The organism is Marinobacter sp. C2H3, from assembly GCF_037080155.1.
In the GTDB taxonomy this organism is placed as follows: domain Bacteria; phylum Pseudomonadota; class Gammaproteobacteria; order Pseudomonadales; family Oleiphilaceae; genus Marinobacter.
On the sequence record NZ_JBBBNZ010000002.1, the window covers coordinates 709,583 to 723,339 of the forward strand.

Sequence of the window (13,757 nt, forward strand, 5' to 3'; positions counted from 1 at the left end):
CGTCATTTTCCCGTTGACTGTGGCCAGATTGCTAGGGACACGAGACCCAACTTCTTGTAAACGAAAAATGCCATGACGACATTCCAGATAACCACGGAAATGGACGAGGCAACAGCCGCGCCTTCAATGCCGAATATTGGCACAAGCAACAGGTTCAGAGTCACATTCAATAGGGAAGAAAAAACCATCGAGAATGTGGAGATTCGTTCGTAGCCAGACATGTTCAGAATTATGCCAACCGAACCAAAAAAGGTATTTGCCAACTGCCCACACACGAGAATAGATAAAGCGACGGCACCCGACTCAAACCCTTTACCAAATAGAAGTTGAACAACTTCACTCCCGAAAAACAAGAACAGTATGGCGGGCGGGACGGCCAAACCAAACACCAACCTAGCCGACTTCCGAACAAGCCCTTGTAGCCCAGCCCAATCCTTTTTAGCGGCAAAGTACGCTATGCTCGGTTCTATTAGTTGGTTTAGTGCAAGCAGACCGAACGATACTAAAGCGTTAAGCTGCCATATGGCCCTATATACGCCAACCTCAGCACTTGGGACAAAAATCGTTAATGCAAAAACGTCAAAATTATTATTAGCAAACTGAAATAGGGCAAGCAGCATAAAAAAGCCACAGGACCGAAGTTTAATTGACGTATTTTTTAACCCAGAAAATGACTCTATTTTTAACCCGGACTTCCGCGCAATAAAAAAAGAATAGGTCAGCGCCAAGAAGGCTGAGACGCTAAAAACCTGCAATCCCATCAGCGGTGTGAGCTGAAAGTCCGTAGCAAATACAACGAACGAAATCAATATCAAAAATGATACCGGTCGAACAAAGTCATATGAAAACTGTGCTAGCAGCACTTTGTGCCGCCCTTTTATCATTGCCGCTAATAATTGAAGCAACCCAATAAGTGGGACAATCAGAAATCCACCTAGAATAACATCAGCCTGAATCGGGCATACATCAGAAAAACTGCAAGCCAACATTACTGAAAAATAAAGAAGCGTGGCGCACAAAACACTCAGAAACAGAGCGAGAGTCCAGATTGCTGACACTCGAACAGATAAGCCATGTCGATCTGGAGACGTTTCGCGAATAATTAAGGGCGGGAATCCCAGCTGCGCAAAAATCGCGAGGAAAGACAATGCCACTAATGAAAAAGAATAGACCCCGAAGTTGCTGGGCCCCAAAAAGCGGGCAAGCAGGACAGAAGCGAAAAACGTCGAAAGCACACTGACACTGCGAAAACCGAACCCAACTATAAACGCGGGTAGCTCGCCACTAAAAGGTTTTTTTCCCATTTACTGTTCGCTTGAGGCTTTAAACAACCTCACGGAGAGAGCGCTAGATCGCAGTAAATGTCTCATAACCGAAACTCTCGTAGTCTGACTGATAAATCGATTGCAACAATTGAACAGTTTCATGACATACCGCGGGTCCGGAATCCGACGTTCTGGACGCATTAAGATGCTCTACTTGGAGATCTAGCCGCCAGTCAGTTTGAAGCTCAGCGAGCAAGGCATCCAAGTGTTCAAGCTTACCTAGTTTGTCAACCAAGAGCTTGCCGGAAAAGTCGGTAACAAAGTGGGTTTGCGGCAGGAAGTGTATATAGCAATTCACTTTTCCTGGTTTGCTTAGCCAATCAAATACGAAAGCGTCGAAGCTAGGAAACCGATTAATGAATTTTGAAAATTCTGCGTCAGCCTTATACTTTGGCATTCCACCTTTCTTGAGGTAGTTATACGCTGAATAGGCCCTATCTAGCGGGTGCCTGACAATCGAAAATTTCTTCAAGCTACTGTACAATTCTTTATTTGCAGCCAGGTAGTCTACGGCTCGACGGTGGCCAATTTCACAGCCATAGAGGGCTTGGGAAACACTAACACCACCTGCTTTGGGGACATGAATAAACAGAACACCGGAATCCTCAACCTGCCGAGGAAAGCGCTTAAGCCCGCTTCGGAAATATAATCTTCTCAGGCTTTCGTTTATCCGCCAAGTCATCATAGCTTCATTACCACGCTCGCACACCGCTCATATCGAGTCACCCTTCGCGCCCCTATCAAAAAATGCCCCAAGAACGGTCATTACGATAATCTTTATATCAAACCATAAAGACCAGTTATCAATGTAATACAGATCGTGTTCAATTCGGTGAACAAGCGACGTATCACCACGCCATCCATTCACTTGCGCCCACCCAGTCAGTCCGGCTTTGACAATATGCTTCTGCATGTAACCAGGAATCTGTTCCTTGAATTGCTCAACGAAAACCGGGCGTTCGGGACGGGGCCCAACGATAGACATATCACCCATCAAAACATTAAATAACTGTGGCAACTCATCCAAACTCGTTTTTCGAATAAACCGTCCAAAACGAGTATCTACCTTCTTTTCGCTACGTCCCCACACCAGCTCTTGTTGATCTGCGGATTCTGGCATGGACCGGAATTTTATCATTCTGAAAACTTTACCGTTCCAGCCAATTCGCTCCTGAGTATAAAAAATCTTTCCCTTGGAAGTAAGAACAATTCCAGCGGCAACAATAGCGTATACAGGTGAACATATAATTATACCTATCAAAGATAGAAAAACGTCTTCTAACCTCTTTATGAAGGCCGAAAAGCCAACTATCGGTGAGCAGCTTAGATTTATAGCAGAAAAGCCTGCAATATCTACGACGCCGTGATTGAGTAGCTTAAAGCCAGTGAGGTCAGGTATATATCGAATGTCCCCAATAAAGTACCGAAGTCTGTTTATCAAGACAGTTGTCTCATTACCGCGTGCTATTGGGAGACAGATCCAAACTTCATCAGTCGTGACATTTAATAGACCATCGGTGCCAGTAAAGGCACTCAATATACGATCAAGCTGCTCACTTTGGTCCGAGCTGTGAACATGCTCGATTACGAATCCACTGAGAGGATCATTTAGGATTTTTTGCTGGATTTCAGCGCAAATGTCAGGAGAGCCGATAACGGTGACCGATCTCGCCCCCTTGCCTGAGCGTCGATGCTGATGGATTATCGGGCGTATCAGGAAGCGGAAAAATACAGACAGAAACAACGCGGACATGATCCAGGAAGCCACCCAGATCCTCGAAAAGTCGGACGACGTTTTAGTCAGAAACAAGATGGAGATAACAAAAATCGCTACGAGTGCGTAAGCGTTCAGTAGCCAACCAGCGAGAAGCCTGCCAGGACGCCGCTGAGTCTCAAACCTGAGTTCCAGCGTGGGGAACACCAAGATTGAGAAACAGATTGCCAGCGCGACCAAGAGTTGGTAACGCTGCGGAATGACAAGGTGACCAAACTTGATAAAAAACGCCGCCTCCGCAGCTAGGAGCAGCGAAAATAAATCGATGAGCTTGATCAAGATACGAGCCGGATTGTCTCTGTCCGGCGAGAGGACTTTACGAAAACCCATTACATTTTTTTGCCCGAGTGCGCGCTATGAAGAAAGGCAGTTTTGATGCTGAGAACTGCTTAATTGTGGAACGGCTTGGCTTTATTAAAAGAGTGTAACAGCAGGCCCGAGCCAGCGGAATATCGTCGGCATGGTCTGTGATCAGAACCCTTCGGGTCCCCGAGGGCAACTCGGACAGTATAGTCTCTGTAACAGCTCGTAATTTCTCGATCCCTAGCGTTTCCCTCAATACGCCATTCATACATTCAGAGGCTACACCTACGCTCAAGTTGAGTCTGTCGGAAAGTCGGTTTACATATACCGCTGGAGCTGCTGTGACGATCGTAACCCATGCACCCTGGGAAATTTGCTTCTGCAAAGCGACGCAGAGTTTACGGCGCCGACAGCACCACAGTAACTGTACAAAAAAGCGATGCATAATGTCTGGAATTTGATCAGCGAATGATGCGGCTTGGATCATCAACGCTGTTTTCATTTCTTTTCGATCGCACCTTCCAATCAGTCGGTTAAGCTGAGGATTCACCCAGCGCGCCCAGAACCGAGGATACATAAGTAGAACGACATTCCAGTAAGCAACCCATAATCGAAAGCTGTTCAAGATAAGCAAGGTGCCATCAAGATCAACCAGGACAAGTCGCGAGGACTGGCGGGCTTGGTTGGTTTCCATCACGCGCTGATTACGCATCGACTGACCATGGGAAACGGACGAGTTGCTCAGAATACAAATAATAGTCCGCAATTGACCGACTCGCCTTCATGGTCACCGTGATGACGGCTACTCTTATCTCGGCTGCTGCGTTAATTCGCTGAATACTCCGCTTCACGCTTAACACGGTGGTCCCGGTGTCTACAGCATCGTCCACGATCAGAATGCGGGTCGCCGAAGCAATGGCCTGGCGCAGTTGCATACTCGTTCCCAAGGCATAATTGACAGGACGATCGTCAACCGCCGACTGCCTGAGAAACATTCCATAGCGAACAGCTGACTCAATCCGGCGCAGGCCATCAGTGACTGATCTTGGTAGTAGCCGAATCAACGGTCTCAAGTAGCGCTTGAACGGCGTCGATGGCCGCCGACAGGTCATAGTGAAAGCGGGAACGGCCCCAGGGACAGGCATCGCATTCATCACGGAGACTCCACCATTGGCGATGCCAATGACTAAATCATAAGTAAGGCCTCTATTTGAGAGTTCCCAAAGCCTTTCACATTCCGAAGCGAACCGTCGTCGGTCAACCAAGTTAACAACTGACATATTAGGAACCTGCCCTACCCCGAACCTACCTATGAATAATGCACTGTTTGAGCACCGTAAGTGGCTTCCTCGGTATTAACAAAAGCGCGATTGCCTTCGTGAGACCAATTATCTGAACCGGCGTCCATCTAAAGTGCGCCCACAATAGCTTTACCTTGCTAAGATTCTGACGATACCGTTTTTTGGAAGACACACTGTCTGCTGAAACTTCATACTCCAATAGCACCTCGGGAAGGTTACAAAGCTTTCCAATTTTCGAGAGATTGATAAAGCAGGCCCAGTCCTCCAGGGCGGGATACTCTTCGGGATAACCCTGGACAGTCGTTAAAGCGGACACTCGAATCATCACCGACGGATGCACGAATGGGTTATATCGAAACAACGCATTTCGTATCTGCCCATCGTTACAAGGGTGGCGTAAAATAAAAAGCGTCTTACCCGATTCAGATACAAACTTGACCCAACTCCCAACGATTATATAATCCTCATTAGCGTCGAGAAAGCGTCTTTGAAGGCTGAGTCGGGCGCCTAGATTACGGTCACCGGCGTCCAGTCGAGCAATATAGCGATATCCATTTTGATCAGCGAACTGGACTCCCTTATTTAACGATACCGCAACACCCTCGTTTTTAACGTTTCGTAAAACCTTGATGCTGCGGCATTCGCTCTGGTACTCCCGCAGATCTTCATCGCTGATCTCGTTATCACTACCATCGTCAACCACGAGAATATCAGCGCAGTCATTGACGTCGATGCTCGCTATTGTTCGACTTAAACCAACGAAATTATTATAGCAAGGAATTACCACCAGAACGTCATTCATGCTTCCAGCCGTCATAATTTTTATTCTGAATTCGGGTCAAAATATCGATGTCGTCGTTAAAGTAATTGGCAAGGAAGTTACGGTCATCAGGGGAAAGGCAAAACTTACTCTCTGGCTTCCTGTAAAGGACAGCCTTAACGAACGGGTTCATCTTGATTAGACCCACCAAACGACCCAATCCGTGACGACGTGCAATAAGAGCCAGCTTTTTCACTGAGATGGAGAGCGCTGTTGATCGCGCTTCTAGCGCTGCATTTATTCTTTGGGAAGAGCGTTTGGAATGCACAGGATCGGCGTCAAAAAATCGATAAACAAGGCTTAAAAAAGCGCCACTGTCATGTTTCAATAAGTCGAACTCGAGAACAAGAACATTTTGCCGCTCAAAATACCGATAGACGCGCTGCAGGTTAGCACCGTTCAGACTTCCACTAATCAGTTCTGGATGCCTCTCTGCGGCTTCTCTCGCGTTCTGATAAAAGCGACCATTTCTTCGCAGAAATCGGATACCTGACTCGGTCCGCTCAAACGGGTCCCTGAGACAAATAATTATTTTTGCTTCAGGGTTGTATTTACATATTCTCTCGAGCGCATCGTCACTCAGAATATAATCGTGACTGAACTCACCTGATATTTGACCTGACTTCGGGGCGTCAAATTGACGGTGATACCAATTAAAGCCTTTATCGTAAAGTTGATCAAAAAAGTATATATCTTTCCCAGGCGGAACATTGAATTTGGGATGCTCGGATAATACCTGATACAGCCAGGTTGAAGCAGTCTTGGATGGGCCAATAAAGAAAAAGTCTACTTTCATTTACGATTCACGAGTTTCCGGGCACGTTTTCAGCCTCGATGTCGGCATTTACATGCATTTTCCCATAAATTCTTTCGATACACTCTTCCACCCCAGAAACGTCGACCTGCCGGTACTGATGAATCAATGGAAGGTCGGCTTTAAGCTTCACATAAACTGATGGAAAGATTCGGATTGCTTTGGTCGCAACTTTACAGGCCTTTTCAGACTCCCCCTTCAGAACCAAAAGCTCGATTTTTCTCGCCTGGACCAGGTTATGCGGACGCCAATGGCTCATTTTATCAACCCGTTCCAAATCCCTATCATAGGCACCCTCATCCGGTAAGATGCGCTGATAGATGAGAAGCTCAGCGTAAGGTCCGAGGAGGGAGTCACTCTGCCACGCTCGAACATCTCTTATTGTTTCAGCATCCCAAACGTCCTTGCCTCCAGCGTGTATCAACGCCCAGTACCCATTAATAAGGTTGTACCCAAGCCCGAACATAACCACTAGTGTCGCTACGGAAGTCGACACACTGATGGACCGGCTTGTCAGGTTGAATTTCAGCCCGGGGAGGACCAGGGAAACAACGCCGAGAAACACGACCAAATACTGAAGATACCATAGCGGGTATTCGACGTTGCTGTATACGAAGATCACGCCGAGCAACGACGCCTTCCAGAACCACTCTGCAGTTTTTGGCGATTTCAACACAAAATACGTTGTAAAAATGATGGCGGCAGCCAGAACCAGCAAACCGAGAAGCCCTTCCTCGGCAAAAACCATGGTGAAAATGTTGTGGCTGTGGGTTGGCAGCATTCCGGGATGCCTGCCATCCGTTATTAGGTCGTCCCACTGATAGCTGTAGGAAGAGTAATTGTCGGGGCCTACACCAAAAATGGCATGATCACCGATACCAGCGGCGATTTTCTTCGCCTCGGCCAAGCGAATTCCCAAATCTGAGAAATCTCTGGTCGATGCGGCTTGGTCGACACCCGGACGAGCCAGCTCAGTCGGGCCAGCGTATCTCATAGCGCTATCGATTGCGCCAATTGATCCAAAGGCTAAAACGACCGATGCAGTGATCGTTAAGCCCAACACTTTAAATTTACGGGCTACTGATTCGTCGCCACGTGAATTGGACCAGCTCATTGCAAGCGTTATAAGAACAACCGCAATGTAAAGGATCACGGACCGGGTATCGGTGAGTATTTCTGTTACGGCGGCAAAGTAGAGCAGCACTCCGGTAAAAAAGGTCCCCACTAACCCACGTATGTTCAGGTAGATTACGGAGATAGCGCCGATCATGACAGCGCTTGCCGTGAGGTTGTACTGATTGATCAGACCAGGAAGGCGGCTGCTTCCCGCTTCATCAATACCATATACTCTGAGCATCCCGTAGAACTTCGCGACACCCAGCAGCGCTTGCAAAACCAATAAAATAGCGAAAATCGCCGCCAGTGCAGTGACGAGTTTCTGTTCTGAAAAGAGCGTGCTCAGCCGCGAAAACCAGACGATCGAGGCGAGACCCACGAACCAGTAAATCAGAACCCACAATCCGGAGGCTCTCAGGCTGTACTCGTTAACGGTAAACGAGATGGTAAGAACAACGCCCCACACCAGCCAAAGGACCGCAGCTGATGACACCATACGCCTCTTTGGCATGAAGGCCCAACTAACCACCGCTCCAAGAACCGCTGCATATCCTGCGATGAACTCTTCGGCAAACGAACCAATCGGGATGTAGTGAAACGGCACGCTGAAAGCAACAAGAACCAGGGTAGCGATCAAGAATAGGTGCAGGGTGGGCTCGAAGTGCCTCATGAGGGATCCATTCAAGCTGGGTTAAAAAAAAAGGGCGTCTTGCGACGCCCCTTCCAAGCACAGACGCTTGACCGATTATTTACAACCAGTCGGAACGTAGTCCTGCTTCCAGGAGCCCGCGCCGCCAGCGCTGACCGTGCAGGTCCACACGCCGCTAGCCGTACGGGTCAGGGTCACGGTGGCGCCCTTGATAGCCGTAGATGCATCGGTACCCAGTTTTGCACTGATCGTGCCTGAACCATTGGTGAAGCTTACCGTGGGCACAGCAGACATCAGGTTGGAGCTGGTGAAGCCCAGCTGGGACGCCGCACTCGGATCGGTTCCGCGCATGAGTTGCTCTTCGGTCGCAGTCTTCAGGTTTGAAACCTCACCGACTACCCGGGTGACCTGAGTCCGAGCAATGTAATCCTGATACTGAGGAATAGCGATAGCCGCCAGAATACCAATGATCGCCACAACGATCATCAGTTCGATCAGCGTAAAACCCTTCTGGGCATGGTTGATCTGGATATTTTTCATTATCGACCTCATTTGTCGTTGATCTACTCATGATGGCCCGGTGCCGAGGGGTTCGGTCCCGCGACCGGCGATGAGCCTGCGTGTAGTAAAGCATCGTTTGTGCCAATTGCAAGATAATGTCAAAACGCCCCGGGATTTCAGGCACCTGCCACTGAACGTGACGGGGGTCACAGTGGGCATGAGCACGCCTTTGTCGCCGCGATGCGTCAATCGGTGACGAAATTGGTCACCGTTATTTTTGGGGCATGTTTTGTTTGTGGGCAGGTTTTGGGGTGATCTGAAGCTCGGTGCAGGGCAAGGGGTCAGATGAAGGTTTTCATCTGACCCCGGGCTTGGACCAAGGCTTCCGACCCACCTCGAGGCTTTGGCTTTCCAAAGCGGCCCGGGCCATCTAAACTCAGCGGTACGGACCGAGATCGGTTTCAACCACTTACACCACCTTTTTGATTTCTTTTATGGCGACCAATAAAACCAATGTGACGCTGACCGGGCTGGCCCGTCGTTTTGTGGAGGACGGGATCCTGGATGAGGACGTGGCCCGCGATGCGTTCCTGCAGGCGTCCCAAAACCGCATTCCGCTGATCACCTACCTCACCCAGAACAACCTGGCTAATAGCAGTAAACTGGCGTTTTCCGCGGCCATGGAGTTTGGCATGTCGGTGCTGGACCTGGAGGCGTTTCTGCCGGAGATGCTGCCTGAGAAGGTGGTCGACGAGAAATTGGTCCGCAAACACAACGCGTTGCCGCTGTACAAACGGGGAAACCGCCTCTTCATTGCGGTGTCGGACCCCACCAATATCCAGGCCCTGGACGAAATCAAGTTCAATACCGGCCTGAGCACTGATGCGGTGCTGGTGGACGACGCCCGCCTTCGGGCCGCCATCGACAAGTATCTGGAATCCCAGGATACGTCCATGGGCGATCTGGACGATGCCGACCTGGAAGGCGTGGAGACCGAGGGTGGCGAGCAGGACGACGAGGGCGCGGTGTCCGCCACCGACGTGGACGACGCGCCGATCGTCAAGTACGTGAACAAAATGTTGCTGGACGCGATTCGCGGCGGCGCATCGGACGTTCACTTCGAGCCCTATGAAAAGGTCTATCGTGTTCGGTACCGGACTGACGGTATTCTGAAAGAAATCTCCCGCCCGTCGATCAAACTCGCGCCGAAGATTTCCGCGCGGGTCAAAATCATGGCTCAGCTCGACATCTCCGAGCGCCGGGTGCCCCAGGACGGCCGGATCAAGATGAAACTGTCCAAAACCAAGGCCATCGATTTCCGGGTGAACACCCTGCCTACCCTGTGGGGTGAGAAGATCGTTCTGCGGATTCTGGACCCGAGCCAGGCCAAGCTCGGCATTGACGTGCTGGGCTACGAGGAAGATCAGAAGCAGCTCTACCTGGAAGCGCTAGAGCAGCCCCAGGGCATGATTCTGGTGACCGGCCCGACCGGTTCCGGTAAAACGGTCTCGCTTTACACCGGCCTGAACATCCTGAACACCACTGAGCGCAATATTTCAACGGCGGAAGACCCCGCCGAGATCAATCTGGAAGGCATCAACCAGGTCAACGTGAACCCCCGGGTAGGCCTGGGCTTTGCCGAGGCGCTGCGGGCTTTCCTGCGGCAGGATCCGGACGTAATCATGGTGGGCGAGATCCGCGACCTGGAAACCGCCAACATCGCGATCAAGGCGGCGCAGACGGGCCACCTGGTGCTCTCTACCCTCCACACCAACTCGGCCGCCGAGACCCTCACGCGGATGATGAACATGGGGGTGCCCGCCTTCAACATCGCAACCTCTGTCAGCCTGATCATTGCCCAGCGCCTGGCGCGGCGGCTATGTAATAGCTGCCGGGATGCCGCCGATGTGCCCCACGATGTGCTTTTGAAGGAAGGGTTCACACAAGAACAAATTGATACAGGCTTCACGTTGTACCGCCCCAAGGGCTGTGATAAATGCAATGGGGGTTACAAGGGCCGCGTGGGCATCTACGAAGTGGTCCGTATCACAGACGAGCTGGCCAACATGATTATGGAAGAAGCCAGTTCCATCAAGATTGCAAAGCAGGCTCAGGCGGAAGGCTTCCGCACCCTGCGCCAGTCCGCCCTGATGAAAGTGATGCAGGGCGTGACCAGCCTTGAGGAAGCCAACCGCGTGACGAAGGATTAAGCATGGCAGAAAAAGCGCAGAAGCTGGAATCGTACATCTGGGAAGGCAAGGACCGGAAAGGCAACAAGACCAAAGGTGAGCTGTCCGGCTCCAACCTGGCCCTGGTGAAAGCCCAACTGCGCAAGCAGGGCATCGTTCCGGACAAGGTCAAGAAGAAGCCGAAGCCCCTGTTTGGCGGCAAGAGGAAAATCACGCCCTTCGACATTGCCATGCTGACCCGTCAGTTGGCTACCATGATGAAGGCCGGTGTACCACTGGTTCAGAGTTTTGACATTGTGGCGGACGGTCTTGAGAACAAAGGCCTGCAGGAACTGGTTATGGCGATTCGCAATGATATCGCCTCCGGCACCAGCTTCGCCGGCGCGCTGCGCAAACATCCCCGGCATTTCGACGATCTGTACTGCAACCTGGTAGATTCCGGTGAAAAGGCCGGTGCGCTGGAGCAGATGCTGGATCGCATCGCGACGTATCTTGAGAAGACCGAGCTGCTGAAAAAGAAAGTCAAGAAAGCGATGACCTACCCCGCTGCGGTTGTGGTGGTCGCCATCATCGTAACCGCCATCCTGCTGGTGAAGGTGGTGCCGCAGTTCCAGAGCCTTTTCCAGGGCTTTGGTGCAGACCTGCCGGTGTTCACCCAGATGGTGGTGCACCTGTCCGAGTGGCTTCAGAAGTGGTGGTTTGTGGTGTTACTGGGGATTGTCGGCGCCCTGTTCCTGTTCAAGGAATCCCGGCAACGGTCCCAGAAATTCTCTGACTGGTGCGACAAGTACGTTCTGAAGCTGCCGGTGGTCGGTGAGATTCTCGACAAGTCGGCAGTGGCCAAGTTCGGGCGAGTCCTCTCCACCACCTTTGCCGCTGGCGTGCCCCTGGTGGATGCGCTCGAGTCAGTGTCCGGAGCCACCGGTAACGCGGTCTACCGGGATGCCATCGCCCGCATCAAAGCGGACGTGTCAAGCGGTACGCAATTACAGGCGTCCATGCGTCAGCAGGACATTTTCCCGGTCATGGCGGTTCAGCTAACGGCCATCGGCGAGGAATCCGGTAATCTGGATGAGATGTTGGAAAAGGTCGCCGACCACTACGAAGGCGTGGTCGATGACATGGTCGACAACCTGACCGCCTTGATGGAACCAATGATCATGGCGGTGCTCGGGGTGCTTGTGGGCGGCCTGATCATTGCCATGTACCTGCCGATCTTCAAGATGGGTCAGGTGGTTGGCTAAGGCTGGCCGAAGAAGGGGTCAGATGAGGTTCTCATCTGACCCCCCGTTTTAAATAAGGGGTCAGATGAAACTCATCTGACCCCAGATTCACTCTAGGGACATGAATGCTCACTCTGGACCTCTTCCTCAATACCCCCTGGTTTCTCTACCCCACCGTCGCAATCGTTTCCCTCTGCATCGGCAGTTTTCTGAACGTCGTGATTCTTCGCCTCCCGAAGATGATGCACCAGGACTGGCGATGCCAGTGCGAGGCGTTTCTGGACGTTCCGGAAGCCGAGCGGCGCAAGGAAGAGACGATCACTCTGTCGCGGCCGGCCTCGACCTGCCCATCTTGCGGCCATCGGATTCGGGCCTGGGAGAATATCCCCGTCCTGAGCTATCTGTGCCTGCGGGGTAAATGCGCCGGCTGCGGCACCCGAATATCTCTGCGGTACCCGGTGATTGAGGCGTTTACCGCCCTGGCTTCATTATTGACGGTTTACCTGCTCGGCCCCGGACTGCCCGCACTCTGGGCGCTGGCGCTGGTCTGGTCGCTGATTGCGCTGACGGTGATCGATTTTGATACCCAATTGCTGCCGGATAACATCACCCTCCCGCTGCTCTGGCTGGGATTGATCCTCAATTTTTCCGGCACGCTGACGGACTTTTCCAGCGCGTTCTGGGGCGCTGTCGCCGGTTACCTGTCGTTGTGGTCTGTGTACTGGCTGTTCAAGCTGGTGACGGGCAAGGAAGGCATGGGCCACGGGGATTTCAAGTTGTTGGCGGCGCTGGGGGCCTGGCTTGGTTGGCAGGTGTTGCCCATCGTGATTCTGCTCTCCTCCGCCGTGGGCGCGGTGGTGGGCATCGCGCTGATGGTATTCCGCAAGCATGGGCGGGAGGTGCCCATCCCGTTCGGGCCGTATCTGGCGGCGGCCGGGCTCCTGTGCCTGTGGTTTGGGCAGGAAATTCTGGCGTTCTGGTATGGGTTTCTTGGGGTTTGAGGATGGGTGACGGCAAGGACGGGGGCCGTGAAAGAGGGGTCAGAGCAAAAGCGCGGGGCGCTTTTGGTCTGACCCCAGGGAAATCGCCGCTTGCCGTGGTGGGGCTGACCGGCGGCATTGGCTCTGGCAAGTCCACCGTGGCGCGTATGTTTGCGGATCTTGGTGTGCACTGGGTGGACGCGGATGACGTTGCCCGGGAGGTGGTGGAGCCCGGAACGCCCGCGCTGGCGGCCATTGCCGAGCATTTTGGGGCCGCGATTCTCCAGGCAGACGGTGCGCTGGATCGGGCCGCGCTGCGGCGTATTGTGTTTGATGCGCCGGACGAGCGGGCGTGGCTGGAGTCGCTTCTGCACCCGGTGATTCGGGATGAGCTGGTGCGACAGCTGCGTCACCCCGAAGAGCGCATTCCGGGCTACGCGCTACCCTATGTCATGCTCGTTTCCCCACTGTTGCTGGAAACCGATCAGCACCGGCTGGTGAGCGAGGTTCTGGTGGTGGATGTGCCGGAGGCGGTTCAGGTGGAGCGCACCATGGCACGGGACCAGAACGACCGCGCCCAGGTGGAACGTATCATGGCCGCCCAGATGCCCCGGCAAACGCGCCGGGAACGTGCGACCACCATTATCGACAACAACCGGCCAGCGGCACAGGTCGCGCAGCAGGTCCGGACGCTGCATGAGGCACTGGTTAACCACTATGCCTGACGTGTTTGGTTGGTGGTCGGGCTTATGGCCCGACGGA

13 protein-coding genes are annotated in these 13,757 nt (G+C 52.4%); 4 read left to right on the forward strand and 9 right to left on the reverse strand.

Annotated features, from left to right (window positions below; translation table 11 throughout):
- Nucleotides 1–2 precede the first annotated feature (2 nt).
- From V3388_RS08300 to V3388_RS08335, 9 genes are all read right to left on the reverse strand, one after another.
- On the reverse strand, nucleotides 3–1,304 hold the full coding sequence (locus V3388_RS08300) for a flippase (RefSeq protein WP_336367057.1): 1,302 nt from the start codon (nucleotides 1,302–1,304) through the stop codon (nucleotides 3–5).
- Between the two features lie 43 nt (nucleotides 1,305–1,347).
- Nucleotides 1,348–2,010: a sulfotransferase family 2 domain-containing protein gene (locus V3388_RS08305; protein ID WP_336367058.1), complete on the reverse strand. Its 663-nt coding sequence runs from the start codon at nucleotides 2,008–2,010 to the stop codon at nucleotides 1,348–1,350.
- 27 nt (nucleotides 2,011–2,037) lie between these two features.
- Complete coding sequence (locus tag V3388_RS08310) at nucleotides 2,038–3,429, reverse strand: undecaprenyl-phosphate glucose phosphotransferase (RefSeq protein WP_336367059.1); 1,392 nt, start codon at nucleotides 3,427–3,429, stop codon at nucleotides 2,038–2,040.
- Complete coding sequence (locus V3388_RS16395) at nucleotides 3,416–4,114, reverse strand: HAD family hydrolase (RefSeq protein WP_442915621.1); 699 nt, start codon at nucleotides 4,112–4,114, stop codon at nucleotides 3,416–3,418. The genes V3388_RS08310 and V3388_RS16395 overlap by 14 nt, the downstream gene beginning before the upstream one ends.
- The gene (locus V3388_RS08315) at nucleotides 4,107–4,337 is read right to left on the reverse strand and encodes a phosphoribosyltransferase family protein (RefSeq protein ID WP_336367060.1); all 231 of its coding nucleotides are present in this window, start codon (nucleotides 4,335–4,337) and stop codon (nucleotides 4,107–4,109) included. Before V3388_RS08315 ends, V3388_RS16395 begins: the two co-directional genes overlap by 8 nt.
- Nucleotides 4,338–4,707: 370 nt before the next feature.
- Nucleotides 4,708–5,505, reverse strand: a complete 798-nt coding sequence (locus V3388_RS08320) for a glycosyltransferase family 2 protein (protein WP_336367061.1) — start codon at nucleotides 5,503–5,505, stop codon at nucleotides 4,708–4,710.
- A complete protein-coding gene (locus V3388_RS08325) occupies nucleotides 5,498–6,319 on the reverse strand; it encodes a sulfotransferase domain-containing protein (protein ID WP_336367062.1) in 822 nt (273 codons plus the stop codon). The genes V3388_RS08320 and V3388_RS08325 overlap by 8 nt, the downstream gene beginning before the upstream one ends.
- Before the next feature lie 7 nt (nucleotides 6,320–6,326).
- Entirely contained in the window at nucleotides 6,327–8,123 is a 1,797-nt protein-coding gene (locus tag V3388_RS08330) for a Wzy polymerase domain-containing protein (protein WP_336367063.1), read from the reverse strand.
- A gap of 75 nt (nucleotides 8,124–8,198) precedes the next feature.
- On the reverse strand, nucleotides 8,199–8,642 hold the full coding sequence (locus V3388_RS08335; RefSeq protein WP_336367064.1) for a pilin: 444 nt from the start codon (nucleotides 8,640–8,642) through the stop codon (nucleotides 8,199–8,201).
- Between the two features lie 455 nt (nucleotides 8,643–9,097).
- Here V3388_RS08335 and pilB point away from each other — a divergent pair, with 455 nt between their 5' ends.
- The 4 genes from pilB (at nucleotide 9,098) to coaE (ending at nucleotide 13,720) form a co-directional block, all read left to right on the forward strand.
- Nucleotides 9,098–10,813: a type IV-A pilus assembly ATPase PilB gene (pilB, locus tag V3388_RS08340; RefSeq protein WP_336367065.1), complete on the forward strand. Its 1,716-nt coding sequence runs from the start codon at nucleotides 9,098–9,100 to the stop codon at nucleotides 10,811–10,813.
- A gap of 2 nt (nucleotides 10,814–10,815) precedes the next feature.
- Nucleotides 10,816–12,036 (forward strand): type II secretion system F family protein, encoded by a 1,221-nt coding sequence (locus V3388_RS08345; RefSeq protein ID WP_336367066.1) that lies wholly within the window; start codon nucleotides 10,816–10,818, stop codon nucleotides 12,034–12,036.
- A 104-nt stretch (nucleotides 12,037–12,140) separates the two neighbouring features.
- Complete coding sequence (locus tag V3388_RS08350; RefSeq protein ID WP_336367067.1) at nucleotides 12,141–13,016, forward strand: prepilin peptidase; 876 nt, start codon at nucleotides 12,141–12,143, stop codon at nucleotides 13,014–13,016.
- Between the two features lie 95 nt (nucleotides 13,017–13,111).
- Complete coding sequence (coaE, locus tag V3388_RS08355; RefSeq protein ID WP_336367068.1) at nucleotides 13,112–13,720, forward strand: dephospho-CoA kinase; 609 nt, start codon at nucleotides 13,112–13,114, stop codon at nucleotides 13,718–13,720.
- Nucleotides 13,721–13,757: the final 37 nt, after the last annotated feature.